Origin of the sequence: Melissococcus plutonius ATCC 35311 (assembly GCF_000270185.1) — a bacterium.
GTDB classification, from domain to species: domain Bacteria; phylum Bacillota; class Bacilli; order Lactobacillales; family Enterococcaceae; genus Melissococcus; species Melissococcus plutonius.
The window spans coordinates 1,751,531-1,768,045 of sequence record NC_015516.1 but is presented as its reverse complement, the minus strand read 5'-3'; the positions used below and the strand labels follow the sequence as shown (position 1 = coordinate 1,768,045).

Below are 16,515 nucleotides of genomic sequence, written 5' to 3'. Positions count from 1 at the left end.
GTTATTTTGTAGTTAATCTAAGTGTGATGCTTGATTGTTTTTACCATGAAGTCATTTCTTGATTAATTAATTCCTTTGCAATATTGCTATCTCCTTCATAAGGAATGTCTTCACCTTTTATTTTTTGATACAGGTCAGCTCCTTTACCCGCAAGTACCACTGCATCAGCGGGTTGACTCATCTCTAAAGCTTGTTGGATTGCTTTTTTTCGATCTACAGTAATAAAACTAGTTACATTCGTTGTAATTGAATTCGCAATTTCTTGGCAGATCGCTTTTGGATCCTCATCAGCTGGATCATCCATAGTAAGAATTGCAATATCAGCAAATTTTGAAAGAACGGCACCAAAATCTTTTCGACGTGAAATACCTTTGTTTCCTGTGCTACCGATAACAACAATAACACGACCATTTTTATGATCTTGTTTAACAAATGATAACAAATGATAAAGACTATCATAATTATGGGCATAATCAATATAAACTTGTGCATTATTTTTATTTTTCAGTAATTCCATTCGTCCAGGTACAATTGTCTCATTGATACCAGTTTGACAATCTTTCTTATTAGCACCCAATAAAGAACTAGCAATGACAGCACTCAATGCATTACTTTTGTTGAAATCACCAGCTAGGTGTAATTGGTAGTCACCTGAAATAAAGAGAAAGTCTTTTTCAGCAACAATGGTAAAGGCCAATGAATCTTGCGATTTTTTTTGATACCAATAATCAACTTCAGTAGTTGGTTGATTTCCATAAACAATGGTTGGAACATTGAAATAATCGGCGGTTTCTTTTAATAATTGAAAATAATCAGTTTCTCTATTTAAAATAATTTGTTTTGAATGAGCAATAATTTGACGTTTGCAATAAAAATAATCATCAAATGTCGGGTGTTCGATCGGACTGATATGATCAGGAGTAATGTTTAAAAATATTCCCACATCATAAAATAATTGATAGACACGATCAATTTTATAAGCTTGTGAAGAAACTTCCATGACAAAATGCGTCATATTATTTTGAACAGCTTCATTCATCATTCGATACAAGTCTAAAGATTCTGGTGTTGTTAATTTTGATTTGAAGAATGTTTTTCCATCTAACGTGGAACACATGGTAGAAAGCATGGCTGTTTTTCCTTTTGTTGCATTAGTTAAGATAGACTTCGCAAAATAGGCAGCTGTTGTCTTTCCCTTGGTGCCTGTAAATCCAATAACTTTTAGTTTATTCTGTGGATAATTGTAAAAAGCCATGCTGAGAATAGCCATTGCTTTTTTTACATCTGAAACAATAATACCCAAATCTGCTGGCACATCATAAGGTTGCTCAGAAATGTAAATAGAAAGACCATTTTGAACAGCATCTACTAAATAATCTTTTTTAAAATTTAATCCTTTGCAAAAAAACAAAGTATTTTTTGTTATATCCTGTGAATTATAAGAAAGATGATCGACAAATTGTTTATTAAATGCGTTAGGTAGACGAAACGTCCAAGCATCCTTTGTGACAAACTCTTTTAAAAGTTGTTCTTTCACTAAACAATCTTGAATTGTTTTCAAAGAAAGTTGCATATTATTCACTCCAACTAAATGATAAAATTTAAATAATTATAGCATAATTTTTTTAAATAAACGTCATTTATTCATAAACTTGATAAATCTATTATAAGTTTATAAAAATAAAAATTAAAGGAAAAAAGCGTTGCATATCGGTAATTTTACAATTAAAATAAGAGATGTATGTTTTATATAATTGGAGGCTAATATGATAAATCAATCGAATTCTGTTGAACAGTCAGAAGAATCAATTTTGACTAGTCAGGATAAAATGGTCAAAGGCTCTGCATGGCTGACAGCTAGCAATATTATTTCTCGACTGCTTGGCGCTGTTTACATCATTCCATGGTTTGCTTGGATGGGCACACATGGAACAGAGGCAAATAGTCTATTTTCAATGGGGTATACGGTGTATTCTTTGTTTTTAACCATTTCAACAGCAGGACTACCTGCTGCAATTGCTAAACAAACATCTCATTATAATTCACTAAATGAATATAAAATTAGTCGCCAAATCTTTATTCGTGCTTTACAAATGATGGCTATTCTAGGTTTTGTTTCAGCCTTGCTCATGTATATCGCATCTCCTGCTTTAGCTAAATGGTCTGGTGGTGGTGATGAATTAATTCCTACTATGCGTTCTTTAAGTTTAGCGGTATTGATTTTTCCAAGTATGAGTGTGATTCGTGGATTTTTTCAAGGAAATCAAGAAATGATGCCATTTGCTCTATCTCAAATAGTCGAACAAATTATTCGCGTATTTTACATGTTATTAACTGCTTTTATTATTATGAAATTAGGTTCTGGAGATTATGTGTCTGCAGTAACTCAGTCAACTTTTGCTGCTCTTATTGGAATGTTAGCAAGTTTTATCGTGTTATTCTATTTTTTACATAAGCAAAAAGCAATGTTTGACTATTTGATTGAACATAGTGCGAATGAGCATCATGTACCCACTAAAAGATTATTAATTGAAACGATCAAAGAGGCTATTCCTTTTATTATTGTTGGATCTGGTGTTACGTTATTTAAAATGGTGGATCAATTTACATTTTCTAATTTTATGCGTCTGTTTACTAATTATTCCGACACACAATTACGTGAATTGTTTGGTTTATTTAATGCCAATCCAGATAAATTAACTATGGTTGTCGTAGCATTGGCAACCTCTATATCAGCAACCGGGTTGCCACTCATTACTGAAATGTTTACATTGAAGAATTATAGAGAGCTTTCTAAGTTAATTAGTAATAATTTACAATTGTTTATGTTCATTATGCTTCCTTCAACCTTTGGAATGATAATTTTATCAAAACCACTCTATACATTATTTTATCGTTTCGATAAACTAGGAACATCCTTATTGGTAGAAGCTTGCTATACTGCTTTATTCCTAGGATTTTATATGTTGGTATCAAATATGTTAATGGGAATCTATCAGAACCGGATAGCTATCAAATATTTAGTCTACGGACTCGCATTGAAGTTATTGATTCAGTATCCATGTATTCGGTTATTCGAATCTTTTGGTCCATTACTTGCCTCAATGATTGGATTCACTTTACCTTGCGTTTTAATTGTGAGGAAGTTGAAACAAGAAACACGCTTTAATTTGAACCTAACGATTCGCCGAAGTTTGCTGATCTTTTTACTGACATTGGTAATGGTTGTTGTATCATTTATTTTTCGACAATTTTTATATCTATTTCTTAACCCAGAACGTAGATTTCAATCCTTTTTAATTGTTGTTTTGGTAGCGACTTTTGGTGGAGCTGTTTATATGTATTTAACATTAAAATTCAAATTAGCGGACAAGCTTTTGGGAAATATTTCAATACGATTACGAGAAAAACTAAGAATGAAAAGTTAGGTTTATTTATTAGACGTAAGGATGATCAATCATTCATTTTTACGTCTAATTTTTATCTTCCTAATAAATATACAAATGATAATCATTTAATAAAGATGGAAGAAAAATTTAATGATAGTCAATTATTTTGAAATGAACAGATCAATATAAATTAAGGGATGTATGGTATGCGTTTAGATAAATTTCTTTCGGATTCTGGATTAGGTAGTAGAAAAGAAGTTAAGCAATTATTAAAACAAAAATGTATTAAAGTGAATGGAACTTTGGCAAAAGATGGAAAGCAACAAATTTCTCAAATCGATGATTATGTTACCCATGCAGGAGAAAAAATCGTTTATCAAAAATATTTTTATTATGTATTAAATAAACCTAAAAATGTGATTTCTTCAACTAAGGATCCAATCGAAAGAACTGTAGTTGATCTATTAGCAAAAAAACACTATCGAAAAGACATTTTCCCGGTGGGTCGATTAGATAAAGATACTGAAGGATTATTACTATTAACAAATGACGGAGATTTAGCACATCAATTATTATCACCAAAAAAACATGTCGATAAAGAGTATTTGGCAGAAATTGATGGAATAGTTACAGAACAAGATATTAAACTGTTTGCCAAAGGTTTTACTCTGAAGAATGGTGAAGCAGTAAAACCAGCTAGACTCATTATTGATCAAATGGATGAAGGACATCAAATGACAATTGTTCATTTAACAATACAGGAAGGAAAATTTCATCAGGTGAAGAGAGTGTTTGAAACAATTGGAAAAAGAGTAACCTATTTAAAACGTTTGAAAATGGGCTCTTTATCCCTAGATAGTGACCTCCCATTAGGGAAATATCGACCATTAACTACAGTTGAACTTGCTCAATTAAAACAATTTAAAAATGAAAAATAAATTTATATTTTTTGAAAAATTAGTTAAAAGCCAGGAAAATAATAAAAAAACCAAACAGAAGAACGATAAATCATCAAACTTACAATCGATTGATGATTTATCGTTTTTTTTTTGTTTCATCAAAACTACTTAACTCAATAAAAAGTTTTATTAATAAAAGAGTTCTTTGATAACGCATAATTCTGTTTTAAGTCAATTGGAGCTTGTTTATTCCTATAAAAATCTTTCCATTTTATTGCTTTTCAATTTTAGTGATGTGTTTCAAAGTATTTCATATATACAGGAATTTGTTCACTAATTCGTGTAGGCAGAACTACATAATTTTTCTTACCCAGTTCTTCTCCAATATAGCTGTGCAAATAGACTGCACCTATCAAAGCGATTTCTTTTTCTTCAAATTGAGCTAAAAAACCAGTAATGATACCTGACAAGGTGTCTCCCATACCACCGGTAGCCATTGCTGGTGTACCAATTGGATTTTGGTAATGATTTTTTTCTGTATAAATTTCTGTTCGATGACTTTTTAAAACAATGTTCGTATTTAATTGTTGCTGAACAGATTGATTTTTCATCTCTGTCTGTTCAGCAATAGGAATACCAGATAGACGCTGCCATTCCATTTGATGTGGTGTGAAAATAATATGATGGGGATAATTTAATGGTAACCATTTTTTAGCAAATAATGTAATTGCAGAACCATCAATAACAAGCCACTGATTTTCAGATTGCTGCTTTAAAACTAATTCTAATAACTGCTGACTTGAAGAATCGACGCCTAAACCGGGTCCGATTAAAACAACATTTGCAGAAGGCAGTAAAGCAGAAATTTCTTCTTGATTAATAAGATTAACTGCCATGGCTTCTGGACAACGTGCATGAAGAGGTGCATGATTTTTTTCTTCGGTAACTACAGTAGTTAATCCTGCTCCTGTCCCAATAGCTGCTTGGGTGCTCATAATAATTGCACCACCAAATTGGTTATTTCCTCCAATTAAGACAATTCTGCCAAAGTTCCCTTTGTGACTATTTTCTGGTCTAGGTTGAATAAGTTCGGTTAAAATAGAGGATGTTAGTTTTTTCATTAGGATTTCCTTTCTTTTGTATTTTCTTCTTTATTATAAAACAAATAGAAAAATGAAAAAAATTTTATTAATTTTTCCTTTTTAGATAGAAAGAATGGTATTATAGTAGGGGAAAAAAAGAATGAATTGGAGTGAAGAAAATGACAATTGACTGGAAAAAGGAAGTAGAACTTCGTAAAGATGCCATGCTTGAAGATCTAGAGAACCTCTTACGTATTAATAGTGAGCGTGATGATTCAAAAGCAACACCAGATGCACCTTTTGGTCCTGGTCCTAAAGAAGCTTTACTTCACATGTTATCTTATGGTGAACGTGATGGATTTACTGTAAAAAATGTTGATAATTATGCTGGACATATTGAATATGGTGAAGGAGAAGAAACATTAGGCATTTTTGCTCATATGGATGTGGTACCTGCCAGTGCAGGTTGGACAACCAATCCTTATGAACCTATGATTAAAGATGGTAAAATTTATGCTCGTGGTGCTAGTGACGATAAGGGACCAAGTATTGCTGCTTATTATGCACTGAAAATTATTAAAGATTTAGGATTACCAATCTCAAAGAGAATTCGTTTCGTTATTGGGAGTGATGAAGAAAGTGGTTGGGGTGATATGGATTATTACTTCAAACATGAAGCTACTCCAGATTTTGGTTTCTCACCAGATGCTGAATTTCCAATTATTAATGGAGAAAAAGGAAATGGCACGATTCGTTTAAATTTTAGGAATGAAAATCAAGGTGAATATATTTTAAATAGCTTTAAATCTGGCTTACGAGAAAATATGGTACCTAATACAGCAATTGCTAAGTTAGTGGTTGCTTCTGAACAAGCTGCTTTAGAAATGCAAGCTGCTTTTGATATCTATGTTAAAGAACAACCTATTTCTGGAACGATTGAAATAGATGGTAAAAAAATTACTATTGAACTATCTGGAAAAGGAGCTCATGGTGCTGCGCCACAAACAGGAATCAATGCTGGGACATTTTTAGCTTTCTTTTTAGATGGCTATGCATTTGGCGGTGGTGCGAAAGACTTTATTCATACGCTGGCTGCTTATATTCATGAAGATTTTTATGGTGAAAAATTAGGTGTTGCTTTTGAAGATACTAAAATGGGTAGTTTAACAATGAATGCTGGTATTATTGATTTCGACGTTGATAATAATTCTGAAAATAACAATCTTGTTACCCTAAATTTCCGTTATCCTCAAGGAACAACCTTAGATGAATTGCAACAAAAAGTCCAAAAAACAGTAGGAGATTCAGTAAAAACAAGTCAGGGTTCTCATAATATGGCACCTCACTATGTACCAACTGATGATCCATTGGTGAAAACTTTATTGCAAGTTTATGAAGATCATACAGGTCAAAAAGGTGAAGAAAAAATTATCGGTGGTGGTACTTATGGCCGCCTACTAAAACGTGGTGTTGCTTATGGTGCTATGTTCCCAGGCTACGTAGACACAATGCATCAAGCAAATGAATTTATGGAATTAGAAGATTTATTTAAATCAGCAGTTATTTATGCAGATGCCATTTATCGCTTGGTTAAATAATAAAAATACCTTGTTTCGTTCATTTTTTAATGTATATTTTGGATATTTTGATTGTTTTTTAATCGTTTAATAGATCAAAAAAGATAGAAAACCTGATTAATATTGATCAGATTTTCTATCTTTTTATTGGTCAAATTCTTAATACACCAAACCTTTTTTCTTAATTAAATATATTCATATAAATATTCGGATAAAGCTAAGATAGTGAGAGATTGACCATAAGGCATTTCTGTCGTACGTATATTTTGATAAAAGGTTAAATCTTCTCCTAATCCTGTACCTATAGAAACTTTTTGGACTGCACCTACTTCGTTTATTTCGTTTAACAGACCTGAAATTGCTTTTTCGGCGACTGCTTTATATTCTTTATCAATATAATTTTTACGTGCTGCCTTTAATAATCCATAAGCAAAACCAGCTGTAGCAGAAGCTTCACAATAAGAAGTTTCATCATCAAGTAGGGTATGCCATAAACCCGAAGGAGATTGCAATTTTTTTAGAGTTGAAACTTGTTTTTTTAATGTTTCGATTAAGAATTCTCGGAATGCATCACCAGGCTTCAAGTCTAACAAATCAATAATTTCTGGAATTGCAATTGTAATCCAACAATTTCCACGTGCCCAAAGGGCTTCAGCATAATTATGATTTTCTAAAAATGTCCAACCATGGAACCATAATCCAGTTTTTTTATCACACAAATATTTAGTATGCAAAATAAATTGTCGTTTAGCTTCTTCTAAATATTGTGGTCGGTTTAATAATAGCCCAATTTTTGCCAAGGGTAAGACAGTCATCATCAAAGTATCATCCCATAATTGTTCAATATTTTCTGGTCCATAGGTAAAGTGTTCCAAACCTTCTTCTTCTGTTCTTGGCATATCATTCATTACCCATTCTGCCCAATTTTCTAAGTAAGGTAGGAAGCGACAGTCGTTACTTTGTTCATATAGGTAAGCCATAGTCAATAAAGGAGCCATTGTATTAACATTTTTAGATGGAGAACCTAAAGCAAATTGCTGTTCAAACCAATCTATAATAATTTGCCAGGCCTTTTCATTTTTGGTTATTTCCCAATATTTATAAATACCATAAAGACCGATCCCTTGTGGCCAATTCCAAACATTCCAACTTTTATCATCAACGATGATATCATCAAAATCTAATAAAAACTCACCATCTGTATCTTTAATTGTAATAAGATTATTCATCAATTTTTTTATTGTTTCATCAATGGTACTTTGTTGAATTTGTTGCTCGTTAATGACAGAATTTTGCATATTTTTCTCCCCTTATTGATAAAAAATTTATTTTTCATTTATTTTAAATTTCTTATTTGAATCGATAAAAGTAAATAATAGGATTACCGAATAATAAGAATAAAACGCTAATTTTGTTCTGCTTTTTCTGTTGTCTTTCCCTTAAAGATGACATTATTATTTCCCCATAAATATTGTTGATCCCAACCAGTAAGCTGTTTTAAGCAAGTTGCTGTTTGTTCATCCATTTGATAGGTAGGATTCTTTCGAAATTCTTCAATTGTTTCAATTAATAATTGATGTGTTTCTTTGGTTAAACAAAATTTAAAGGAAGCAATAACTCCCATAATTAAAAAGGAGAAAGTTCCAATAGTCATAATTAAAACAATAGTATGAGTGACAGAGGCAGATTGAACACTTGCTTTTGCGATAAAACCAGAATGATCTAAAAGAATTCCAACGAGGAAAACAGCAACAGCTTGTGTTGATTTTCTAGTAAAAGTCATGATACCAGCAAAAATTCCTTCTCTACGTTTACCAGTGACCAATTCATCAACATCTGGGATAAAACTATAGATGTTCCAAGGAATGTAGGCTAATGCGCCACGGCCAAGACCACTAACAAACCCAGAAAGTGAAAGTAACCATAAACGATTGGCATTTGGTATGCCATAAGCAATCAAAAAGCCAAGGATCCCTATTGAAAATAAAGCAACTGAAAAACGATAAATGATCGCTGGATTAAAACGTGAAATGGTAAAAATCCCAATTAAAACACCAAAAATACAAGCAATTGAAATAATACTAAGTAGGTTGGAAGCAACAACTGCCGTATAAGCTAAAGAAAAAACAATGAAATAGGTAAATACCTGTGAAAAAATATCTTGAGAAATGTAACAACCTAAATACATGAGAATATGAATCCTAAATGAACGGATACGGAAAGTAGAAAATAAATCGAGATAGATTTTTTGAAATTTATCAAGAAGTGAAGAGGACTCTTCTTTTTTTGTTGTTTTATTGTAATTGGCTCAATCTCATCTATTGGACGTTCCCATGTAAATAAATAGAGAAGAATTAAAATAAAAATGAAAGTAAAGGCAAAGATACTTGCAGCATAGAAAAAAGAATTGGCATTGTTTTTGCCTAATAAAGAAATTAAACGACCAGGAATAAAAGCTGCAAAAAAAGCAGAAATTTGTCCACAGAATAAGCGCATACCTGAAAAAATTGATCGCTTATGATAGTCCTGTGTCATTTCAGATGCCAGTGTTTCATAAGGAACTAAAATCATTGTGTAAATAAGATCAAAAGCGATATATGTAACCAAGTAATAAATAAAGGATTGATTACTAATCCAAAATAAAACATAATTAAATACAAAGGGAATACCTAATAAAATAAAAAATTTTCTACGACCAAATTTACGACCTAATGCTGTTTTATGAAAATTATCTGTAATAATTTCCATCAAAGGACTGGCAATTGCATCAATAACCCGAGCGCTAGCAAAGATTGTGGCTCCTTCGGTAGCCGTTAATCCACAAAAAGTGGTGTAGAAGAATAATAACCAAGCACCTGTTAGGGCGGTTGAACCAGCACCCAAAAAATCAACAATGCCATAAGAAAAATAATTATACCATTTAACTGTATGTTGCTTATTCACCATTTGTTTTTCTCCTTTAATAAAAAAATATCGAATATTTATTTAGCGCTTACAAATAGACGGTTGAAAACTATTTCATAAAAAGTATAGCAAGGCAGAATAGAAAAAAATATAACTAACCTTGCTCAATTATTGTCAAAAAATGCCATTTAGCTTGGTTGATTCATTGATTTATGTTAAATTTAGATTAATGGTAAAAGAGGGGAAGAAAGGATATGGTTGTAAGTAAACAGAAAAATATCAATGTAAATACTATGGTTTCTGATCAATATGAGATTTTTTTTGTAAAAGATCAGGTGGATCAATCAAAAACGCTATATCATACCCATGATTTTTATGAAATTCATTGTACATTGCATGGAAATGCCTACTTTTTTTAGGGGGAAGGCAAATTATTTTAGAAGAAGGTTCTATTCTTTTAATTCATCCACAAGAGATCCATCGAATAATCAGACAAACAACCGATTGTTTTGAAAGGGTATACATATTTTTGACTCCTGAATTTTTACAAAATCGTTCTACTAAGCAAGGTCATTTAGAAGCCTGCTTTGAATCAACCATTGGACATTTGAAAAGTCGAGTATTAAAAATTAATCTTGCTCATTTAATGAAATATATGGGAAAATTAAAAAAACAGCCTGACAAGAAATGTTTTGGCGCCGATATTTTTTATGAGCAACAATTGATTGATTTTATTATTTATTTAAATCAGTTGGTATTGCAGGATGAACATACGTCAATTACTAAATACGGTGTTGAGAATAAACGAATAGAGGCGATTATAGAATATATTTCCACTAATCTGGATCAACCATTAACATTAGCGGAAATTGAAAAAGCATTTTTTGTCAGTAAATATTATGTTATGAGAGAATTTAAAAAATATACCGGCTTTACCTTACATCAATTTATACTAAATAGGCGATTAGCCTATGCAAAACAGTTATTGAAAGAGCAACGACAAGCAAGTGAAATATTTGCTATTTGTGGCTTTAAATCTTATTCACATTTTTTAAAATGCTTTAAACGTGAATTTAATCTAACACCAAAAGAATTCTTAAAACAGAATAAAAGTAATCAAATGCTTTACTTTGATCATTATCATCAATAGATAGGAGAAAATTACCATGTTGTCTTTAGGAATACGTGCACACGACTTACCACAAACAAAAACAATCGAGGAACTGTCAGAAACGGTGGCTAGAGTTGGATTTAAACATATTCAATTAGCTCTTTCGAAATCATTTCCTGAACTGTCGGAACCTGCTGTTTTATCCCCTGGGCTTGGAAATTATGTGAAACAAACCTTCGCTAAGAATGAAATTAATATTGCCATTTTAAGTTGTTACTGTAATATTATCCATCCTGATGAAAATCAAAAAACAGTATTACTTGACAAATTTAAGACATATATTCGGTATGCTTCTACCTTTGGTTCGAAAATTGTTGCTACAGAAACAGGTTGTGTGATAAAAGAATGCATTATACAGAGAAAAATTATACCGAAGAAGCATTTGAGAAAGTGGTTGATTCAGTAAGAATGATGACAGAAGAGGCAGAAAAATATGGGGTAATTGTTGGAATTGAACCAGGAATTAACCATCCACTCTATGATTTGGCTCATACAAAAGCACTCATCGAGGCTGTCGATTCTTCAAATTTAGGCATTATTTTAGATCCTTCTAATTTAATCCGACCTACAACCTATTTAGAATACAATAAGATTATTGAAGAGGCGTTTCAACTTTTTGGTTCAAAAATTGTTGCTATTCATTTGAAGGACTTTATTAGTAATGAAAAAAAAGAATTAACAATGACCAATATTGGTGATGGCAAAATGAATATTGAAGAAACAATTACCCAAATACAGCATTTAAAGCCATATATTTACATAATTTTAGAAGGAACGACAGGAAATAAGATTCAAACAGCTAGGGATAAAATTATCAATAGCTATTAAATAATTATTGCTAAAAATTTTTTTATAGTATACCATATTTCTTATAAAGAAATATGGAGGATGACAAAAATGAGCGAAAAGCCTTATGGCACTGTATTAATTAAAGCAGCAAAAATTTTAGATTTTTTAGTCGACCATCCAAATAGTTCACTTTATACAATTGCTCAAGCAACTACTTTAACTTCACCGACAACATCAAAAATTTTAGATACGCTCATTTTAATTGGCTATGTAAAAAAAAGTCCAGCAAAAAAATTTTCAATTGGAACTCGTCTAATTAGATATGCAAATCAAAATTTAGAACAATTGGATTTACTTGAAACTACACAACCTTTTTTAGAGAAGTTGCAACAGGAGATTGATGAAACGATTCATTTAGGCATTTTAAACACCAATGAAATTTTATATGTTAACAAACTTGAGCCAAAAAATCAAACGATTAGAATGTCCTCAAAAATTGGTATTACACGTCCATTGTACAACTCTGCAATGGGCAAGGCTGTTTTAAGTAATTATACAGAAGAGGCAATTAATGATTATTTAGCAATGACTGAATTAATCGCTTATACAGAAAATACCATTACCAATCCCTTAAAACTAAAAAAAGAATTAGCCGATATTAAAAAATTACAAGTAGCTTTTGATGATGAAGAAGTAGAAAAGGATATTTTTTGTATTGGTGCATCAATCCAAAATCAAGATGCCATTTTAGGTGCATTTAGTATTAGTATTCCTAAATATCGATTAAGTGAAGAAACAAAGCAGAAAATCATTCAGCAAATGATTATTACCAAGGAAAAGATAGAGAATGCTTTATAGCAAGTTCTATCTTTTCTATTTGTAGGCTCTATTATTTCGTATAGATATAAAGTTTTTCAAAAAAACGTTGTCAATTAGAAAAAAATAGGTATAATAAAAATTGAGAAATGTTTCTTATTTATAAAATTATTTTCCAAATAGGAAAGGTGAATGAGTTTGAAAAAAGTAGATAGTTTAAATCGATTAACACAGGCAGGAATTATTGCTGTAGTTAGAAGTAAAACAAAAGAGGAAGCATTAAAAGTTAGTCATGCAATTATTACAGGTGGTATGAAAGGAATCGAGTTAACATTTACCACACCACAAGCAGATGAAATAATTCAAGAATTATCAACAGAATATCAAGATCAAAAAGATATTATCATTGGTGCAGGCACTGTTTTAGATGGGATTACTGCTAGGATGGCAATTATGGCCGGAGCGGAATACATTGTTAGTCCAAGTTTTGATAGCGAAACAGCAGAATTATGTAATTTATATCAAATTCCTTATCTACCGGATGTATGACAATTACTGAAATGCAGAAAGCATTAAAAAGTGGTGTTGATATCATCAAATTATTTCCAAGTAGCGTCTATAGTCCAAGTGTTATTTCTGCCTTTAAAGCACCAATGCCACAAGTAAATATTATGCCAACAGGTGGCATTGATTTAGAAAACATGGAAGCTTGGTTTAAAGCTGGCGTAGTAGCGGCTGGTGTAGGTGGTAATCTATTAGCACCTGCTAAAACAGGAGATTTTGATAAGGTAACAGAAATGGCTAAAAAGTATATGGAAAAATTCTATCAGGTTCAAGGAGCTCATTAAGATGGCAAAAATTGTTACTTTAGGAGAAATTATGCTACGCCTAGCAACTGAAGTTGGTACCCGCTTGTCTGAAACTCATTCGTTTCAGGCAATTTATGGGGGAGGGGAAGCAAACGTTGCGATTTCTCTAGCAAATTTTGGACATGAAACTTTTTTTGTTAGTAAAGTTCCTGATAACGCTTTAGGAGAAGGCGTTAAAAAACATTTAAATTGCTATCAAGTGAATACCGATTATTTATTGTTTGGTGGAGAACGCTTAGGTAGTTATTATATGGAAGCTGGCGTGGGTGAGCGGGCCGCAAATGTTGTTTATGATCGAAAATATTCAAGTTTTTCAGAAATGAAAACGGTAGAATGGTCGTTGACACCACTTTTTGAGCAGGCAAATATACTACACTTATCAGGAATTACACCAGCTTTATCTAGCACCTGGGAAACGCTAATTTTGGAAATTGTTTCATTGGCTAAAAAAAATCAGATGAAAATCAGTTTTGATGTTAATTATCGTGGTAAATTGTGGAATCAAGAAGTAGCTGGAAATTTCTTAAAGAAAATTTTACCGGTTGTCGATTATTGTTCAATGGGAACCTTAGATGCTATTTATCTTCTAAAAATTCCTGCTTATCAGGGAAACGAAGAAGAGTTGATCTATTACTATCAAGAAATTAGAAAACGTTACCCTAATATTCAGGTACTTTATTCGACAAAGCGAAAAGTTCTTTCTGCTAGTGAAAATCATTTAATCGGAACACTATGGATAAATGATCATTATTATGAATCAACACTCCATGAAATGCTACCTATTGTAGATCGGGTAGGTGGCGGTGATGCTTTTTCAGCAGGGATCCTTCATGGGATTATTAGTAATTATGATCCTAATCGGTTGGTTGAATTTGCTACAACGGCATCTGCATTAAAACATACGATTCATGGCGATTGTAATCAGTTTACAGTAACAGAGGTAGAAGCAATTATGGCTGCTGGTTCTGGAAAAATAATTAGATAGGGAGGAATTTAAACAATGCAAAGTCAAAATATGGAAGTCCGTTATACACACAGTCCAGAAGATATTCGTCATTATTCAACAGAACAATTACGAAAAGAATTTTTAGTTGAGAAGGTCTTTGTACCAGGTGAGATTAATTTAACTTATACGCATAATGATCGTATGATTTTTGGTGGTGTTGTTCCAACAAGCACTGCGCTTGAGATTAAGCTAGATAAAGAATTAGGAGTTACCTATTTTTTAGAGCGGCGGGAATTAGGAGTCATTAATATTGGCGGTGCTGGGTTCATTGAGATTGATGGTCAAAAAGAATCAATGAAAAAACAAGATGGTTATTATATTGGTAAAGAAACCAAACATGTCATTTTTTCATCAGAAGATGCTAAGAATCCAGCAAAATTTTATATCAGCTCAGCTCCTGCTCATAAAAAATATCCAAATGTAAAAATTTCAATCGATAATATTAAACCTATGGAAACAGGTGAAAATTTCACATTAAATGAACGAAAGATTTATCAATATATTCATCCAAATATTTGTGAAAGTTGCCAATTACAAATGGGATATACCATGCTAGCACCTGGCAGTTCCTGGAATACAATGCCATGTCATACCCATGAAAGACGGATGGAATCTTATGTTTACTTCGATATGGCAGAGGATACACGCATTTTTCACATGATGGGTAAGCCTGATGAAACAAAACATCTAGTCATGAGTACTGAACAAGCCGTCATTTCACCTAGCTGGTCAGTTCATACAGGTGTTGGAACGAGTAATTATACTTTTATTTGGGCAATGTGTGGAGAAAACATTACCTATGGTGATATGGATGTTGTACCAATGGAAGAATTAAAATAATTTTTATAAATAGGCACGTATACTTACAGAAATTTTTATAAACAATAAAAAATTACTAAAAGACAAAAAATATTTTTAAAATTTTAAAGTGGAAAAGGAACTTAGTAGCTACACTGCTTGTTGGTTTGATGAATTAAAAGAGTTAGTTGTTGATAGAGTTGAGAATTTTTTACTTGGTAGCATTATTGAACATTAAATAAAAATTGAAAGAAGGTAATGAAGAATGGCATTTAGTATGGATGAATTTAATTTAAATGGCAAAATTGCTCTTATTACTGGTGCAACTTATGGCATTGGCTTTGAAATAGCTAGTGCTTTGGCAACGGCTGGTGCAACGATTGTTTATAATGATTTGGATGAAGAAAAAGTTCAAAAAGGAAAAGCTGCTTATGAAGCGGTAAATATTGATGCACACGGCTATGTCTGTAACGTTACGGATGAACAAGCTGTTCAAGCAATGGTACAACAAATTCAGGCAGAAGTTGGTACCATTGATATATTGGTGAATAATGCCGGTATTATCAAGCGTATTCCTATGCTTGATATGTCCGCAGATGAATATCGTCAGGTGATTGATGTTGATTTAAATGCACCATTTATTGTTTCCAAAGCAGTGATTCCAGCAATGATTGAAAAAGGGGCAGGAAAAATTATTAATATCTGTTCAATGATGAGTGAATTAGGTCGGGAAACTGTTAGTGCCTATGCATCTGCTAAAGGCGGCCTAAAAATGCTAACAAAAAATATTGCTGCAGAATTTGGCGAATACAATATTCAATGTAATGGCATTGGCCCAGGTTATATTGAAACACCGCAAACTGAACCTATTCGAGTAGATGGACATCCATTCAATGAATTTATTTTAGGAAAAACACCTGCTCATCGTTGGGGAAAAACTTCCGATCTAGCGGGTCCAGCAGTCTTTCTAGCTTCAGATGCTTCTAATTTTATTAATGGTCATATTCTTTATGTGGACGGTGGCATCCTAGCTTCACTTGGAAAACAACCAGAATAAAAAGTGGAATAAAAGATGTGAAATCTCATCTATTAAATAATTAAACAGATAGAACAATTCAACGTATTTTTATTTCGTTGAATTGTTCTATCTGTTTTTGATTTAAGTTTTTTAGACTAAATGTATTGTTAAAAACTCAGTAGTATCTACTTTATTTT

14 protein-coding genes and 2 pseudogenes are annotated in these 16,515 nt (G+C 32.1%); 11 read left to right on the top strand and 5 right to left on the bottom strand.

The features are described from left to right. Positions 1-40: 40 nt before the first annotated feature. Complete coding sequence (locus MPTP_RS07685; RefSeq protein WP_013774576.1) at positions 41-1,573, bottom strand: UDP-N-acetylmuramoyl-L-alanyl-D-glutamate--L-lysine ligase; 1,533 nt, start codon at positions 1,571-1,573, stop codon at positions 41-43. A 193-nt stretch (positions 1,574-1,766) separates the two neighbouring features. Between MPTP_RS07685 and MPTP_RS07680 the strand changes: the two genes are divergently transcribed. After that, entirely contained in the window at positions 1,767-3,428 is a 1,662-nt protein-coding gene (locus MPTP_RS07680; protein WP_013774575.1) for a putative polysaccharide biosynthesis protein, read from the top strand. Positions 3,429-3,595: 167 nt separating this feature from the next. Continuing rightward, a complete protein-coding gene (locus tag MPTP_RS07675; protein ID WP_013774574.1) occupies positions 3,596-4,327 on the top strand; it encodes a pseudouridine synthase in 732 nt (243 codons plus the stop codon). A gap of 248 nt (positions 4,328-4,575) precedes the next feature. On the opposite strand, the gene MPTP_RS07670 is transcribed toward MPTP_RS07675, so the two are convergent. Further along, positions 4,576-5,409, bottom strand: a complete 834-nt coding sequence (locus tag MPTP_RS07670; RefSeq protein ID WP_013774573.1) for an NAD(P)H-hydrate dehydratase — start codon at positions 5,407-5,409, stop codon at positions 4,576-4,578. A gap of 140 nt (positions 5,410-5,549) precedes the next feature. Here MPTP_RS07670 and pepV point away from each other — a divergent pair, with 140 nt between their 5' ends. Next, the gene (gene pepV, locus MPTP_RS07665) at positions 5,550-6,968 is read left to right on the top strand and encodes a dipeptidase PepV (RefSeq protein ID WP_013774572.1); all 1,419 of its coding nucleotides are present in this window, start codon (positions 5,550-5,552) and stop codon (positions 6,966-6,968) included. Positions 6,969-7,132: 164 nt separating this feature from the next. On the opposite strand, the gene bglB is transcribed toward pepV, so the two are convergent. From bglB to MPTP_RS10265, 3 genes are all read right to left on the bottom strand, one after another. After that, on the bottom strand, positions 7,133-8,245 hold the full coding sequence (gene bglB, locus MPTP_RS07660; protein WP_013774571.1) for a beta-galactosidase BglB: 1,113 nt from the start codon (positions 8,243-8,245) through the stop codon (positions 7,133-7,135). Between the two features lie 107 nt (positions 8,246-8,352). Beyond that, positions 8,353-9,135: an MFS transporter gene (locus MPTP_RS10270; RefSeq protein WP_013774570.1), complete on the bottom strand. Its 783-nt coding sequence runs from the start codon at positions 9,133-9,135 to the stop codon at positions 8,353-8,355. Next, positions 9,126-9,893: an MFS transporter gene (locus tag MPTP_RS10265; RefSeq protein ID WP_013774569.1), complete on the bottom strand. Its 768-nt coding sequence runs from the start codon at positions 9,891-9,893 to the stop codon at positions 9,126-9,128. Before MPTP_RS10265 ends, MPTP_RS10270 begins: the two co-directional genes overlap by 10 nt. 212 nt (positions 9,894-10,105) lie before the next feature. Between MPTP_RS10265 and MPTP_RS07645 the strand changes: the two are divergent. From MPTP_RS07645 to MPTP_RS07615, 8 genes and pseudogenes are all read left to right on the top strand, one after another. After that, positions 10,106-11,001 (top strand): annotated as a pseudogene (locus MPTP_RS07645) (AraC family transcriptional regulator). A 16-nt stretch (positions 11,002-11,017) separates the two neighbouring features. Then, on the top strand, positions 11,018-11,428 hold the full coding sequence (locus MPTP_RS10080) for a hypothetical protein (RefSeq protein WP_013774566.1): 411 nt from the start codon (positions 11,018-11,020) through the stop codon (positions 11,426-11,428). After that, on the top strand, positions 11,413-11,850 hold the full coding sequence (locus MPTP_RS10075; protein ID WP_231849636.1) for a sugar phosphate isomerase/epimerase family protein: 438 nt from the start codon (positions 11,413-11,415) through the stop codon (positions 11,848-11,850). Before MPTP_RS10080 ends, MPTP_RS10075 begins: the two co-directional genes overlap by 16 nt. Before the next feature lie 69 nt (positions 11,851-11,919). After that, positions 11,920-12,669, top strand: coding sequence for an IclR family transcriptional regulator (locus MPTP_RS07635; protein WP_013774564.1), 750 nt, complete (start codon positions 11,920-11,922; stop codon positions 12,667-12,669). Positions 12,670-12,825: 156 nt separating this feature from the next. Beyond that, positions 12,826-13,475: pseudogene (locus tag MPTP_RS07630) on the top strand (bifunctional 4-hydroxy-2-oxoglutarate aldolase/2-dehydro-3-deoxy-phosphogluconate aldolase). 1 nt (position 13,476) lies between these two features. Further along, a complete protein-coding gene (locus MPTP_RS07625; RefSeq protein ID WP_013774563.1) occupies positions 13,477-14,481 on the top strand; it encodes a sugar kinase in 1,005 nt (334 codons plus the stop codon). Between the two features lie 15 nt (positions 14,482-14,496). Beyond that, on the top strand, positions 14,497-15,342 hold the full coding sequence (kduI, locus tag MPTP_RS07620; protein ID WP_013774562.1) for a 5-dehydro-4-deoxy-D-glucuronate isomerase: 846 nt from the start codon (positions 14,497-14,499) through the stop codon (positions 15,340-15,342). Between the two features lie 223 nt (positions 15,343-15,565). Beyond that, positions 15,566-16,357, top strand: coding sequence for a gluconate 5-dehydrogenase (locus MPTP_RS07615; RefSeq protein ID WP_099046192.1), 792 nt, complete (start codon positions 15,566-15,568; stop codon positions 16,355-16,357). Positions 16,358-16,515: the final 158 nt, after the last annotated feature.